The following is a 13,680-nucleotide window of genomic DNA, read 5'->3' on the forward strand; positions in this document are numbered from 1 at the left end:
GTAAAGGGAGGGCTGTTTTCGCGCTTACGGTGCCGGATAAGTAAACCGGCTATGAATTTCATCAATAGCCTTCAACACATCTTCGTTTAGCACCAAATTTCTGCTTTCAATATTACTCTTCAACTGTTCCAGCGTGGTTGCGCCCAGCAAGGTGCTGGACACAAATGGCTGCTGACGCACAAACGCCAATGCCATCTGCGCGGGATCTAACCCATGTTTTTTCGCCAGTGCGACATATTCGGCGACGGCACCTTCGGTTTGTTTGCTGGTGTAGCGAGTGAAGCGGCTAAACAGCGTATTACGCGCCGTCGCGGGTTTCGCCCCATTGAGGTATTTGCCGCTTAAAGTGCCGAAGCCTAAGCAGGAATAGGCCAGCAGCTCAACGCCTTCATATTGGCTGATTTCAGCTAATCCCACTTCAAAGCTGCGATTGAGCAAGCTGTAGGGATTTTGGATGGAAACGATACGTGGCAGATCGTGTTTTTCCGCCAGCTGTAGGTAGCGCATGACGCCCCAAGGCGTTTCGTTAGAAACCCCGATGTAACGAATTTTACCCGCACGAACTTGTTCAGAAAGAGCTTCTAAGGTTTCTAGAATAGTGACGGCAGGCTTCTGTTCGGTATAGCGATAACCAAGCTGGCCAAAGCAGTTGGTTGGTCGCTGTGGCCAATGTAGCTGGTAAAGATCGATATAGTCGGTATTGAGTCGCTTTAAGCTGGCATCCAGCGCAGCGCGGATATTTTTACGGTCGAGGGCTTGTTCAGGACGAATACTGCTGTCGTTGTTGCGCACAGGGCCGGTGATTTTGGTCGCCAGCACAATTTTTTCACGGTTGCCTCGTTTGGCAAGCCAACTGCCAATATAGGCCTCGGTCAGACCTTGAGTTTCTGGGCGAGGCGGCACCGGATACATTTCTGCAGTATCAATCAGGTTAATTCCGCTGGCAATTGCCAGATCGAGTTGAGCGTGGGCATCAGCTTCGCTGTTTTGTTCCCCGAACGTCATGGTTCCTAAGCCCAGTTCGCTAACTTCCAGCGAGCTGTGTGGAATGCGGTGATATTGCATAGCTGAGCATCCTTCATAGATGGAACGTGTTCTTAGAGGATGGAACGTCATCCTCATTTATTTCTGCTACTACTTTAGCAAGATTATGCGGGCCTATACCCTTCATACTTGAAGCAACTCCAACTCCAATTATTTTGGGTATATATCTACCCCAATATTTCGAGGTTACGCCACATTGTCATATTTCTAGAACAACTCCGTCACAAAACCTTCACTAAGGCTTCTTATACTGCCTGCATCTTGAAGCACGACGCGTATATGCAGAGTATTTATTTACAAGGAGATAGTGAAGTGGCCTCTAATAAAATTTTTTCGTTGTCTATGTTAAGCCTAATGATGTTGATGCCACCGGCGCAGGCGGCTAATCCGGCACTAGCCGATTTAACGGCGCGTGCAGCCCAAGGAGATATCACTCAGTTTGGTGGTGCGCGACGCATGACGCAGGATCAAACCACTGCGCTAATTGCCTCTTTGAGCAATAAAACGGCCAAAAATGTCATTTTGTTGATTGGCGACGGCATGGGGGATTCTGAGATTACCTCGGCGCGTAACTATGCCGAAGGCGCTGGCGGTCAATTTAAAGGGATCGATGCGTTGCCGCTGACGGGGCAATACACGCATTACTCTTTAGATAAGAAAACCCATAAACCCGACTATGTTACGGATTCAGCGGCATCAGCGACCGCGTGGAGCACCGGTGTAAAAACCTACAATGGAGCTCTGGGCGTGGACGTGAACGGTAAGTCTCATCGCACCTTATTAGAGATGGCGAAAGCGGCGGGAAAAGCCACGGGTAACGTCTCAACGGCTGAGCTGCAGGATGCCACGCCAGCGGCACAGGCATCTCACGTAACCTCACGTAAATGCTATGGTCCAAGTAAAACGCTGGAGCTGTGTCCGGGGAATGCGTTGGAAAATGGCGGTGAAGGCTCTATTTCCGAGCAGCTGTTAAAAACCCGTGCCGACGTAACGCTGGGCGGGGGCGCTAAAACGTTCTCTGAAACGGCAAATTCAGGCGATTGGAAAGACAAAACGTTGATGCAGCAGGCCGAAGGACTGGGTTATCAGGTGGTTACGAATCTAGATGCGCTAAACAAACTAAGTGTCGCAGACCAGCAAAAACCAGTTCTGGGGCTCTTTTCTGATGGCAATATGCCGGTACGCTGGCAGGGGCCAAAAGCGACCTATCATGGGAATCTGGATAGCGCGCCGGTAACCTGTAGCGTTAATCCTGAACGCAGCGCTTCCACGCCGACGCTGGCACAGATGACTGAAAAAGCGATTTCGTTGTTAGATAAGAATCCAAAAGGTTTCTTCTTGCAGGTGGAAGGTGCATCGATCGATAAACAAGATCATGCTGCCAACCCCTGTGGGCAATTTGGTGAAACCGTTGATTTAGATGAAGCGGTGCAAAAAGCATTAGAATTTGCGCGCAAAGACGGTAATACCTTGGTGATTGTGACCGCAGACCATGCCCATTCAAGCCAGATTATTGCACCTGATAGCAAAGCGCCGGGGTTAACTCAGGCGTTAACCACCAAAGATGGCGCGGTGATGGCGATTAGCTACGGTAATTCTGAAGGTGATTCACAGGAGCATACCGGCACTCAGCTACGTGTCGCGGCCTATGGGCCACATGCGGGTAACGTCGTTGGCCTGACCGATCAAACCGATTTGTTCTTTACCATGCGCGATGCGATGGGGATTAAGTAACTGTTTATACCCATCATACTTCAAGCTGTATCTTTGTTGGCTGCGCTCACTCACCCGAATCACTGACTTGAGTAAGTTCATCGGGATTCGCTCACTTGCCGCCTCGATGTAACTCGAATTATTTTGGGTATATCCTTATTATATAAAGATAAGTATCGGAGATAGGATGGGGGGCCATCTCTATTTAACGGTGGGGAGGGGGGAGTTTCATGGGGCCTCCCCTAAAAATAGATAGTATTTAGATAAAGTAACTCTGCGGTAATACCTTATTGCATGCTATGTTTTGGCTATAAGTATTTTCATCGGCAGTATGTGTTGCGCGTTATCTTATGAAAGAAAATAGTCCAGCAGATAAACAATCCCTTGTTGAAAGTGAAGTCGGGGAACATCTCCGTTTCTATCGGCTTTGCGGGATAATGGCTGCAGCAAGTGTTGTATTTATTACCTTACTAACGGTATTGGTGTATCCAGAAAGCATGCACGAAAATGCCTATCGTATTGCTTGTCTGGTGTATGGTCCCGTCACACTTCTTTTACTTCTTGGTATGTTTAAATATCCAATGATATGTAGTTGGATATTATTTGCTGTTTTTCATACCATGCTATTGTATTTATTTATTGATGGCACGACGTTTAATCTCGTTATATCGACATTGTTTTCGTTATTCTTTTTATTGGGTGTCGTGGCGAATACCCAACTCCATCGTGGCCTCGAAAGGCCACTGTGGCTGGCGCAGCGCAGGTGCAAGCCTATCGGGTTATTGTGTTTAATTGCTCTACTGGCGGCTTTACTGAGCAGCGGATATGCGTTTCGTTGGATTGAAAAGAAAAAAGAAGATCCGTTGCAATGGATTGAATATCGTCGCGAAATGCTGAAACGCTATGTGGATGCGACTCCGCAGGCTGATACTCCGGACAGTATGTTTAAGCTGCGTCGGGTCAGGCTGGAAGGGAAAACGCTGGTGTTTGTTTTCCGTGTTATTCCGCCATCGGATGAGCCGATTGAAAGCACTTTAGCCAAACATGCCAAAGATGACTTTATTGCGCACTGCAATGAGAAAGGGATTCGTCATTACAATATGAAAATCATGTACGTATATCATGTTGACCAGCTCGAACATATCTTTGTAATGGATAAGAAAGACTGTGACCGATTAGGCAAATAAAAAAGGAGAACGAGAGTTCTCCTTTTTTATTTATGTATGAATAATCTGATATTAATCGCTGCTTTGTTCTTTTTTGCTACGCAGCAAGTTCAGCGCTTCAACCGTCATCGAGAAGAACATCGCAAAATAGATGTAGCCTTTGGGGACATGTATGCCGAAGCTTTCTAGGATCAGGGTAAAGCCAACCAGTATCAGGAAGGATAGCGCCAACATTTTTACCGATGGATGGCGGGCCACAAATTCGCCGATTGGGCGAGCGGCAAACATCATCACGCCTACGGCAATCACCACGGCCGCCATCATAATAAAGAGATGATCTGAAAGACCGACGGCGGTAATCACCGAATCCAAGCTGAAGATAATATCTAGCAGCATGATTTGCACGATGGCACCTAAAAACGAATGGACGTTGGTGGTGATGTCTTCGCCACCGCCCTCGATGGTCTCGTGGATCTCTTTTATCGCCTTATAAATCAGGAACAAACCACCTAACAGCAAAATCAGGTCGCGCGTGGAAACGGCATGACCGAACGCGCTAAAGAGCGGGTGTGTTAAGCGCACAACCCACGCAATCGAAGCTAGCAAGCATAAACGCATCCCCATGGCGGCCAGCAGGCCGATGCGGCGGGCTTTGTTTTGCTGTGCTTTAGGAAGTTTGGCGACAACCAGAGATAAGAAAATAATGTTATCAATGCCAAGGACGATTTCTAGAATAGTCAGCGTGCCGAGCGCTAACCAGGCATTGGGATCCACAATCCATTCAAACATGACTCAGTACTACCTAAATAAACGATAAACGAAGATTATACGCTTTCTTGACCGTTCAGGGATCCTATGAACGTAGTGAAATGCTGAGGTGAGTTTTACGTTATAGCAGAAAGTGGCGTGCGAGCAGGGCTGCGGTGAAGTTTTTCTTGAGGTAAAAACCGCGTGGGAGCGTGAGTATAGGTTCCCCATGTTCGCCAGTGGCTTCGGTTAACGCGCGGCTATTGGCCGCTTTAGGCCTGATTTGTAATACTTCGCCGTGACGAGCGGTAATGCGCTCGACTTTACCTAACACGATCATATCCATCAATTCTTCCCAATCGCGCTTGAGCTGCTCGTTTTCTTCTTCGTTGGGCGTCCACAGCAGCGGGCTACCGACTCGACGTTGTTCCAGTGGAATTTGCCGTTCGCCTTCGACAGGGATCCACAGCACGCGCTGTAGTTTGTGACGAACATGGCTCGACTCCCACGTTATGCCGCTGTTTCCTGTTAAAGGAGCCACGCAAACGAAGGTGGTTTCTAATGGTTTTCCGCGGCTGTCGATGGGGATTGTCTTGAGCTCAACGCCTATCTCGGGGAAGTCTTGCTCAGGCTTACTACCCGCGCTGGCACCGAGGTACAACTCTAACAGCATGCCAACCCAACCCTTATCCCGTTTCAAATCGCGTGGAATAGCGATGTTCGCTCTAGCCGCGAGTTCACCCAATGTATAACCGGCCAGTGACTGGGCGCGGTTTAACAGTTGTTGCACATTTTCAGGCGTGGTGGTGGGCAGTTGAGGTGTTGTCATCGTTGAAATTTCACTAATTTTACCAGAACTCACAAGTTGGTTAAAAAATGAGCTGCATGCTGTGAGTAAAATTTGGCGCCGAGTTATTTGCACCGAGCCGGAAATAATACCATGATTCATATAAGAAATTATCGAAATTTTCTTTTTTGCGGCAATTTCAAAAATTTGTTGTGCAAGACTAGACACCGACAATGAACAGGATCTTACACCTATTTATCCACAGATTTTTGGGATAACCCATTTATTTACCGATCACTGGTTTGATTTACAGGCTTGACGTAGGGGGTTTTTTGGGAAATTGCCGTCTCAGTGTGCAAGTTTGGCGAATAAGCTGTGGATAAAATCGCCATTGGACGATCTTTGAACAAGCTAAGATCCAAACCGTGCATAGCTCACATTTTTGCTTATTAGTGATATGATTGGTTATGCCTATTTTACTGATATATAAGATTAATGTCAGGATGTGTAAAACAGGTTGTTTTGAGCTATCCAAAGGTTTACATCACTTCCCCTGAAGTTCTACACAAATATATCCACAGAAAAAGTGAATAAAAACGATGTTGTGGAGCGAACAATGTTTATAACTATGGATGAATCTGTGAGTTATCCCAATGTTATCCGTTTTTTGCCCGATTTAATGCGGTGGTTTACCACCACAGGGGAGTGTGAAACAATCAGCCCATCTTGCGAATTTGCTATTGAGGTAGTCCAGTGATCGATGATGATGGCTACCGCCCGAACGTGGGTATCGTAATCTGTAATCGGCAGGGGCAAGTACTTTGGGCCCGTCGCTTTGGTCAGAACTCTTGGCAGTTTCCTCAAGGGGGAATTAATCCTGGAGAAACCGCCGAACAGGCGATGTACCGCGAACTGTTTGAGGAAGTGGGTCTGGGGCGAAAGGACGTTAAAATTCTTGCATCAACCCGTAACTGGTTACGCTATAAATTACCTAAACGTTTGGTGCGTTGGGATACAAAGCCGGTGTGTATCGGCCAAAAGCAGCGTTGGTTCTTATTGCAATTAATGTGCAATGAGTCTGAAATCAACATGCAAAGAAGTAGTACGCCTGAATTTGACGGCTGGCGCTGGGTCAGTTTTTGGTATCCGGTGCGCCAGGTTGTCTCATTTAAACGTGATGTCTATCGTCGGGTGATGAAAGAATTTTCGCCCGTGGTCATGCCATTACAGGAAGTGTTGCCGCCCACGACGCGCCCACCATCTCCTGCTTATCGCCGTAAAAGAGGTTAAGTGGCTTTAATCATGCTCACGCGTTTGCGGGAAATCGTTGAGAAGGTGGCTGCGGCCACCAGTCTGACTGATGCATTGGAAGTGCTGGTTGATGAGACGTGTCAGGCAATGGATACGGAAGTTTGTTCGATCTATTTGGCTGATAACGATCGTCAATGCTATTACCTGATGGCGACGCGTGGTTTGAAAAAGCCGCGCGGGCGTGTGGTGACGTTAGCTTTTGACGAAGGCATCGTTGGATTAGTGGGGCGTTTGGCCGAGCCAATTAACTTAGCGGACGCACCGAGCCATCCCAGTTTTAAATATGTTCCCAAAGTAAAAGAGGAGCGCTACCGCGCTTTTCTTGGCGTGCCGATGATTTATCGCCGCCAGCTGCTCGGTGTTCTTGCCGTACAGCAGCGTGAGTCTCGCCAATTTAATGAAACCGAAGAGTCGTTTTTGGTGACGCTGGCGACTCAGCTGGCTGGGATCCTTTCTCAAACCCAGCTTAACGGTTTGTTTGGCAAGCTGCGGCAGAGCAGGATCCGTGCGATCGCCGCCTCTCCCGGAATTGCCGTGGGTGAAGGTTGGATGGATGTTAGCCAGCCTTCGCTTGAACATGTCTACCAAGCTTCCACCCTAGACAGCGCCAGCGAGCGCGAGCGTTTGACGCAGGCCTTGGAAGAGGCGGCGGCAGAGTTTCGTCGCTTCAGTAAACGTTTTACGGCCAATTCGCAGAAAGACAGCGCGGCCATCTTCGATCTCTATTCGCATTTGATCAATGACGCGCGGCTTAAACGCGAGCTCATGAATGAGATCGACGCGGGATCCGTCGCTGAATGGGCGGTCAAGCAGGTAATTGAGCGCTTTGCCGAACAGTTTGCCAGTTTGCAAGATCCTTATATGCGTGAGCGTGCCAGCGATCTGCGTGCCCTTGGGCAGCGTTTGCTTTTCCATCTCGATGATAACGCGACCGGCATTAACCAATGGCCAGATCGTTTTATTCTGGTCGCTGATGAGCTCACCGCGACGCTTTTGGCTGAGGTTCCGCAGGAGCGGATGCTCGGCGTGGTGGTGCGTGACGGTGCGGCAAACTCGCATGCTGCCATTCTGGTACGTGCCATGGGCGTGCCGACGGTGATGGGAGCTGATATTCAGCCTGCGTTATTGCATGAGCGTCAGCTGATCGTTGATGGCTATCGCGGTGAGGTGTTGGTTGCACCGGATCCTGTGTTGGTGCATGAATATCAGCGCTTGGTGAATGAAGAGATCGCGCTCAGCAAAATGGCGGAAGACGACGCCGAAAAACCCGCTCAGCTAAAAAGTGGTGAACGCGTGCAGGTTATGCTCAACGCCGGTTTGAGTGCGGAACATGAGCAACGTCAGGATAGCCGCGTTGATGGGGTTGGTTTATACCGCACAGAAATACCGTTCATGTTGCAAAGCGGTTTCCCATCGGAAGAAGAACAGGTTGCGCAATACCAAGGGATGTTGCAGATCAATCCCAATAAACCTGTAACGCTGCGTACGCTGGATATTGGTGCGGATAAACAGCTACCGTATATGCCGATCAACGAAGAGAATCCAAGCCTTGGGTGGCGTGGGATTAGGATCACCCTCGATCAGCCAGAGATCTTCTTGGTTCAAGTGCGTGCGATGCTGCGTGCTAATGCGGCCAGCGGCAATTTAAACATTTTGCTGCCGATGGTAACCAGCCTGAGCGAAGTGGATGAGGCGAAACGCCTGATTGAGCGAGCAGGGCGGGAAGTGGAAGAGATGATCGGCTATGCATTGCCGAAACCACGCATCGGCGTAATGCTCGAAGTTCCATCGCTGATTTTCTTATTGCCGTTTTTGGCCGAGCGCGTAGATTTTATCTCGGTGGGCACCAACGATTTAACCCAATATCTGCTGGCCGTTGACCGCAATAATACGCGGGTGGCATCGCTGTATGACAGCCTGCATCCGGCTATGCTGCGCGTTCTTAATCAAGTGGTTAATGAGTGTGAACGTCTGAATTTACCGATTAGCGTATGCGGTGAAATGGCGGGCGATCCTATGGGGGCGCTGTTATTGATCGGTATGGGCTATCGAAATCTCAGCATGAATGGCCATAGCGTTCCGCGTATAAAATATCTGCTACGGACGATTGAGTTGGAAGATGCTCGCTTTTTAGTTCAGCGAGTGCTGGAAACTCAAATGTCGACTGAAGTTCGTCATCTCACCGCTGCTTTTATGGAAAGACGTGGTCTGGGTGGCTTAATTCGCGGTGGCTTGTAATTATTTTGTTTTATTTTCCAACTAATTTTTATGAATAATCCTAAACTATTCACGGTGATGAGTTCTTCTTATACGGATCTGATAAAGAGAAATCTGTATAACGCAGTAATTTTCCCTTGAGTGTGGAGTCTCGCTAAAAGTTGTGGGATGATTGTGCGGTTTTTCAGGGGGCGTGAATGGGTAAACTAACGCTATTATTATTGATACTGTTGGGCTGGCTGCAATATTCATTGTGGATCGGCAAAAATGGTATCCATGATTATGTGCGCGTAAAAGAAGATGTTGCGAGTCAGCAGGCTAATAATGGCAAGCTGAAATCTCGTAACGATCAACTCTTTGCAGAAATTGACGATCTAAATGGCGGGCAAGAAGCCATTGAGGAACGCGCACGCAATGAACTTGGTATGATAAAGCCTGGCGAAACGTTTTATCGTCTGGTTCCAGAACAGGCAAAACATAATGGTGGGGCAACTCAGTCTTCCCCAGCGCCTTCGTTCTCATCGTCTACGGCACGAAACTAGCCTCGAACACCGTTTTTCGTTCACTCATCATGTCCGTTAGTTTAGTTATGTCATTGGGCCTAACGTCATATCCATGATCTTCATTACAATAATCTTGATAAGAACAAACTGATAAGTATGAGTGATCCTGACGTGTCTACACTCCTCCCCATTGTTGCCGTTGTACCCGCGGCTGGCGTTGGCAGCCGAATGCGTTCGGCCTGCCCTAAGCAGTACTTGACCATTGCGGGAAAAACGATCCTTGAGCATTCGATTGCGGCGTTGCTATGCCATGCTGACGTTGAGCGGGTGATTGTTTCTATCAGCCCTGACGATGGCTATTTTAACGATTTGCCGCTAGCAAAAGATCCCCGTATTCAGGTGGTATTTGGCGGCGCCCAGCGTGCAGATTCGGTTTTTGCTGGTTTAAAAGCGGCGACGGATGCTTCATGGGTATTGGTACATGACGCTGCTCGTCCGTGTTTACACCAAGAAGATCTCAGCCAGCTCTTGGCGTTACGCCATACCTCTAAAGTCGGTGGTATTCTTGCCGCGCCGGTACGTGACACCATGAAACGCGCAGAAACGGGCGATTGTTGTTGCGCGATTGCGCATACGGTCGATCGTGAAGCGCTATGGCATGCGCTGACGCCCCAGTTTTTCCCACGTGAATTGCTTATGATGTGTCTGGAACGCGCGCTCAATGAAGGCGCTAACGTGACAGATGAGGCATCGGCGTTGGAATATTGTGGTTATCATCCGCTGCTGGTGTCTGGCCGTTCTGATAATATTAAAGTGACAAGGCCAGAGGATTTTGCGTTGGCTGAGTTTTATTTATCCCAGCGTACTTAATCGTTTTGTGCTTGTTTTTTTGCGCTTGCGATAACTCAACGATGTTTTATTTCGTTACCCCACTGCCTCCAAAGGAGAATGCTTGATGAGAATTGGCCACGGTTTTGATGTTCATAAATTTGGTGGCGAAGGCCCTCTAATCATTGGCGGCGTGCGTATCCCTTACGAATTTGGTTTGCTGGCGCATTCAGACGGCGACGTTGCTCTGCATGCGGCTACTGACGCGCTGCTTGGCGCCGCTGCGCTGGGCGACATCGGTAAACTTTTCCCTGATACCGATCCTGCGTTTAAAGGTGCCGATAGCCGTGAACTTCTGCGTGAGGCTTATCGCCGTATTCGTGCTAAAGGATATCGTTTAGGCAATCTCGATATTACGATTATTGCTCAGGCTCCAAAGATGGCGCCGCACATTCCGCAGATGCGCGTGAATTTGGCGGAAGATTTGGAGTGCCATATGGATGATGTCAACGTTAAAGCGACGACCACAGAGAAATTGGGCTTTACCGGCCGCGGTGAAGGCATTGCCTGTGAAGCTGTTGCACTGTTGATTAAGGAGTAACGCGTGGATTTTGATGCACTGCATTATTTGCATGGACGCCCACGCGGAACGGGTGTTTTAAAAGCGTTTCCAGAAGACTTCTTTGTTTCGGAAGATTTGGGGTTTGAGCCCGACGGCGAAGGTGAGCATCTGCTGGTGCGTATTCGTAAGGAAGGTTGTAACACGCAGTTTGTTGCGGATAATTTGGCTCGATTTGCCAAAATTCCGCAGCGCTCGGTGAGCTACGCTGGCCTAAAAGATCGTCATGCGGTCACCGAGCAGTGGTTCTGCCTACATCTTCCGGGTAAAGAATCACCGGATTTGAGTCAGTTTATTTTAGAAGGCTGCCAAGTGGTACGCAGCGCACGCCATTTGCGCAAGTTGCGCATTGGTACGCTGAAAGGCAATACGTTCCGCTTGGTGCTGCGCCATATTACCGAACGCGATGACGTAGAGCAGCGTTTGCAGGCCATTGCCTCGGAAGGCGCTCCAAACTATTTTGGCGCTCAGCGTTTTGGCCGCGGTGGTAACAATTTGGTTCAGGCCGCAAAGTGGTCACGTAATGAGATTCAGGTCAGAGAGCGCCCCAAGCGCAGTTTTTACCTGTCTGCTGCCCGCAGTGCGATGTTTAACCAGATCGCGAATAAGCGTTTGGAACAGGGGTCTCAACGTCAGGTAATGCTGGGTGATGCCATGCAGTTAACGGGCCGTGGTAGTTGGTTTGTGGCGAATGCGGAAGAGCTAGAAAGCCTACAGCAGCGAACAGACAGCGGTGAGTTACAAATTACAGCGGCGTTGCCGGGCGATAACGATCTAGGGACGCGTGATTTAGCCGCAGAGTTTGAGCAACAGGCGATTGCTGAATATGGCGATCTTCTGGCGCTGGTTAAGCGTGAGCGCGTGGAGTCCGCGCGTCGCGCTATGCTGGTCAAACCGCAGGAGATGAGCTGGTCATGGTGGGACGATGCTACGGTAGAAGTTGAGTTTGCGCTTCCGGCAGGCAGCTTTGCTACCAGCATCGTGCGTGAGTTGTTTAATCAGGAAAACCCTAATGCGGATCTTGCTGAGTAACGACGACGGCGTGATGGCCCCGGGCCTACAAACATTAGCGGCAGCGCTGCGTGAGTTTGCTCAGGTGCAGGTCGTTGCCCCTAATCGGAATCGCAGCGCTTCTTCAAATTCATTAACGCTTGAGTCGCCGCTACGTATTGATACTTTGGCGAACGGTGATATTAGCGTGATCGACGGTACGCCGACCGACTGCGTTTATCTGGGCGTGAATGCCTTGATGCGGCCTCATCCAGAAATTGTTGTATCGGGTATTAATGCCGGGCCTAATCTGGGTGACGATGTGATTTACTCGGGAACCGTGGCCGCGGCAATGGAAGGGCGACACTTAGGTTTTCCTGCGCTGGCGGTTTCACTCAATGGTTTTCAGCATTACGACACGGCGGCTCAGGTGACTGTCCGCCTGCTGAAGGGGTTGGCTGCGCACCCTTTACGCACGGGGCGTATTCTCAATGTGAACGTACCTGATTTGCCTTTGTCACAGATTAAAGGCATTAAAGTGACGCGCTGTGGTAGTCGGCATCCGGCTGATAAGGTGATTCATCAGCATGATCTGCGTGGCCGTGATTTATATTGGATCGGACCTCCGGGCGCGAAACATGATGCGGGACCTGATACTGATTTTGCCGCCGTTGAGCAAGGTTACGTATCCATTACGCCTTTACAGGTGGACTTAACCGCGTATCACGCGCAGGATTTGCTTTCTTCGTGGCTTGAACAGACTAAGGTCGGTGAGGAATGGTAGATAGACGTGTGCTGACCTTATTGCAGCAGTTGATGCAGCAAGGGATCGGTGATGAGCGGGTACTGAAAGCAATGGCTGAAGTTCCGCGTGAAAAATTCATTGATGAGGCCATGTCTCACAAGGCCTACGACAATACGGCCTTACCGATAGGCTTAGGCCAAACTATCTCTCAACCCTATATGGTTGCGCGTATGACGGAGCTGTTACGCGTTGGGCCAGAGTCTAAGGTGCTGGAAATTGGCACCGGTTCTGGCTACCAAACCGCGGTACTGGCACATCTCGTACAACACGTATTCTCGGTTGAGCGGATTAAAAGCCTACAGTGGCAGGCTAAAAGACGTCTTAAGCAGCTTGATTTGCATAATGTGTCGACGCGTCACGGTGACGGCTGGCAGGGGTGGGCATCGCGCGGGCCGTTTGACGCGATTATTGTTACCGCTGCTCCGCCTGAAATCCCTGAGGCATTGCTGTTGCAGTTAGCCGACGGTGGACGCTTGGTTCTGCCAGTAGGTGAATTTGATAAAACTCAGCAGCTACGCTGCGTGCAGCGGCGTGGAAATGATTTCTCCGTTGAGTCGATTGAACCTGTGAGATTTGTGCCACTCGTTCAGGGTGAGTTAGCCTGATTTTTTCAGCCATGCCCCCTATTTTTTACCGTCGGGCATCGGCTATGTTTTTGTGCATCAAGGCGAATAATCGAGAACATATCTGCTATGTTAAATCGACATAATGATTTTTCTTATTGATTCGCATTTGACCCGCACTCTGTTTTTAGTGTCCAATTCATGACTAATTGCAGTATATGGTTGGAAACTAAATGCAGCGGGTGAGGTTTTTGATCGTGACCTTGCCTGATTTTTTGTCTTGTTTGGTATTTCTTCGCTAGCCCAATGGTTGGGCTAGTCGGTTCAGAGCGCGTAAAGTTCTGGTTACTTGAAGCTGTGGCTACCGGTAATTTAGACGGATAAGAG

The 13,680-nt window shown here is 49.2% G+C and carries 13 protein-coding genes; 10 read left to right on the forward strand and 3 right to left on the reverse strand.

Annotated features, from left to right (window positions below; genetic code table 11):
• Positions 1 to 24 precede the first annotated feature (24 nt).
• On the reverse strand, positions 25 to 1,065 hold the full coding sequence (locus AB3Y96_RS04115; protein ID WP_072310299.1) for an NADP(H)-dependent aldo-keto reductase: 1,041 nt from the start codon (positions 1,063 to 1,065) through the stop codon (positions 25 to 27).
• Positions 1,066 to 1,323: 258 nt separating this feature from the next.
• Between AB3Y96_RS04115 and phoA the strand changes: the two genes are divergently transcribed.
• Together phoA and AB3Y96_RS04125 are read left to right on the forward strand one after the other, a co-directional pair.
• Positions 1,324 to 2,778, forward strand: coding sequence for an alkaline phosphatase (phoA, locus tag AB3Y96_RS04120; protein WP_367298557.1), 1,455 nt, complete (start codon positions 1,324 to 1,326; stop codon positions 2,776 to 2,778).
• A gap of 329 nt (positions 2,779 to 3,107) precedes the next feature.
• Complete coding sequence (locus AB3Y96_RS04125) at positions 3,108 to 3,944, forward strand: polysaccharide biosynthesis protein (protein ID WP_072310298.1); 837 nt, start codon at positions 3,108 to 3,110, stop codon at positions 3,942 to 3,944.
• Between the two features lie 51 nt (positions 3,945 to 3,995).
• Here the strand turns inward: AB3Y96_RS04125 and AB3Y96_RS04130 are convergent, their stop codons facing one another.
• Both AB3Y96_RS04130 and mutH read right to left on the reverse strand, forming a co-directional pair.
• Positions 3,996 to 4,712, reverse strand: a complete 717-nt coding sequence (locus tag AB3Y96_RS04130; protein WP_072310297.1) for a TerC family protein — start codon at positions 4,710 to 4,712, stop codon at positions 3,996 to 3,998.
• Between the two features lie 100 nt (positions 4,713 to 4,812).
• Positions 4,813 to 5,499 carry a DNA mismatch repair endonuclease MutH gene (mutH, locus tag AB3Y96_RS04135; protein ID WP_130985331.1) on the reverse strand — a complete coding sequence of 229 codons (687 nt, stop codon included), beginning with the start codon at positions 5,497 to 5,499 and terminating at the stop codon, positions 4,813 to 4,815.
• Positions 5,500 to 6,210: 711 nt separating this feature from the next.
• Between mutH and rppH the strand changes: the two genes are divergently transcribed.
• The 8 genes from rppH (at position 6,211) to AB3Y96_RS04175 (ending at position 13,335) form a co-directional block, all read left to right on the forward strand.
• Positions 6,211 to 6,747, forward strand: a complete 537-nt coding sequence (gene rppH / locus AB3Y96_RS04140) for an RNA pyrophosphohydrolase (protein ID WP_072310296.1) — start codon at positions 6,211 to 6,213, stop codon at positions 6,745 to 6,747.
• A 12-nt stretch (positions 6,748 to 6,759) separates the two neighbouring features.
• A complete protein-coding gene (ptsP, locus tag AB3Y96_RS04145; RefSeq protein ID WP_072310348.1) occupies positions 6,760 to 9,006 on the forward strand; it encodes a phosphoenolpyruvate--protein phosphotransferase in 2,247 nt (748 codons plus the stop codon).
• Between the two features lie 176 nt (positions 9,007 to 9,182).
• Entirely contained in the window at positions 9,183 to 9,527 is a 345-nt protein-coding gene (gene ftsB, locus AB3Y96_RS04150; RefSeq protein ID WP_072310295.1) for a cell division protein FtsB, read from the forward strand.
• A 117-nt stretch (positions 9,528 to 9,644) separates the two neighbouring features.
• Positions 9,645 to 10,358: a 2-C-methyl-D-erythritol 4-phosphate cytidylyltransferase gene (gene ispD / locus AB3Y96_RS04155; RefSeq protein ID WP_367298558.1), complete on the forward strand. Its 714-nt coding sequence runs from the start codon at positions 9,645 to 9,647 to the stop codon at positions 10,356 to 10,358.
• Positions 10,359 to 10,443: 85 nt separating this feature from the next.
• The gene (gene ispF / locus AB3Y96_RS04160; RefSeq protein WP_025801560.1) at positions 10,444 to 10,917 is read left to right on the forward strand and encodes a 2-C-methyl-D-erythritol 2,4-cyclodiphosphate synthase; all 474 of its coding nucleotides are present in this window, start codon (positions 10,444 to 10,446) and stop codon (positions 10,915 to 10,917) included.
• Between the two features lie 3 nt (positions 10,918 to 10,920).
• The gene (gene truD / locus AB3Y96_RS04165) at positions 10,921 to 11,967 is read left to right on the forward strand and encodes a tRNA pseudouridine(13) synthase TruD (protein ID WP_072310292.1); all 1,047 of its coding nucleotides are present in this window, start codon (positions 10,921 to 10,923) and stop codon (positions 11,965 to 11,967) included.
• Positions 11,948 to 12,709 (forward strand): 5'/3'-nucleotidase SurE, encoded by a 762-nt coding sequence (surE, locus tag AB3Y96_RS04170; protein WP_367298559.1) that lies wholly within the window; start codon positions 11,948 to 11,950, stop codon positions 12,707 to 12,709. The genes truD and surE overlap by 20 nt, the downstream gene beginning before the upstream one ends.
• The gene (locus tag AB3Y96_RS04175) at positions 12,703 to 13,335 is read left to right on the forward strand and encodes a protein-L-isoaspartate(D-aspartate) O-methyltransferase (RefSeq protein ID WP_072310290.1); all 633 of its coding nucleotides are present in this window, start codon (positions 12,703 to 12,705) and stop codon (positions 13,333 to 13,335) included. Before surE ends, AB3Y96_RS04175 begins: the two co-directional genes overlap by 7 nt.
• The last annotated feature ends 345 nt before the right edge of the window (positions 13,336 to 13,680 follow it).

The sequence above is a fragment of the Hafnia alvei genome (genome assembly GCF_964063325.1).
Classification (GTDB): domain Bacteria; phylum Pseudomonadota; class Gammaproteobacteria; order Enterobacterales; family Enterobacteriaceae; genus Hafnia; species Hafnia alvei_B.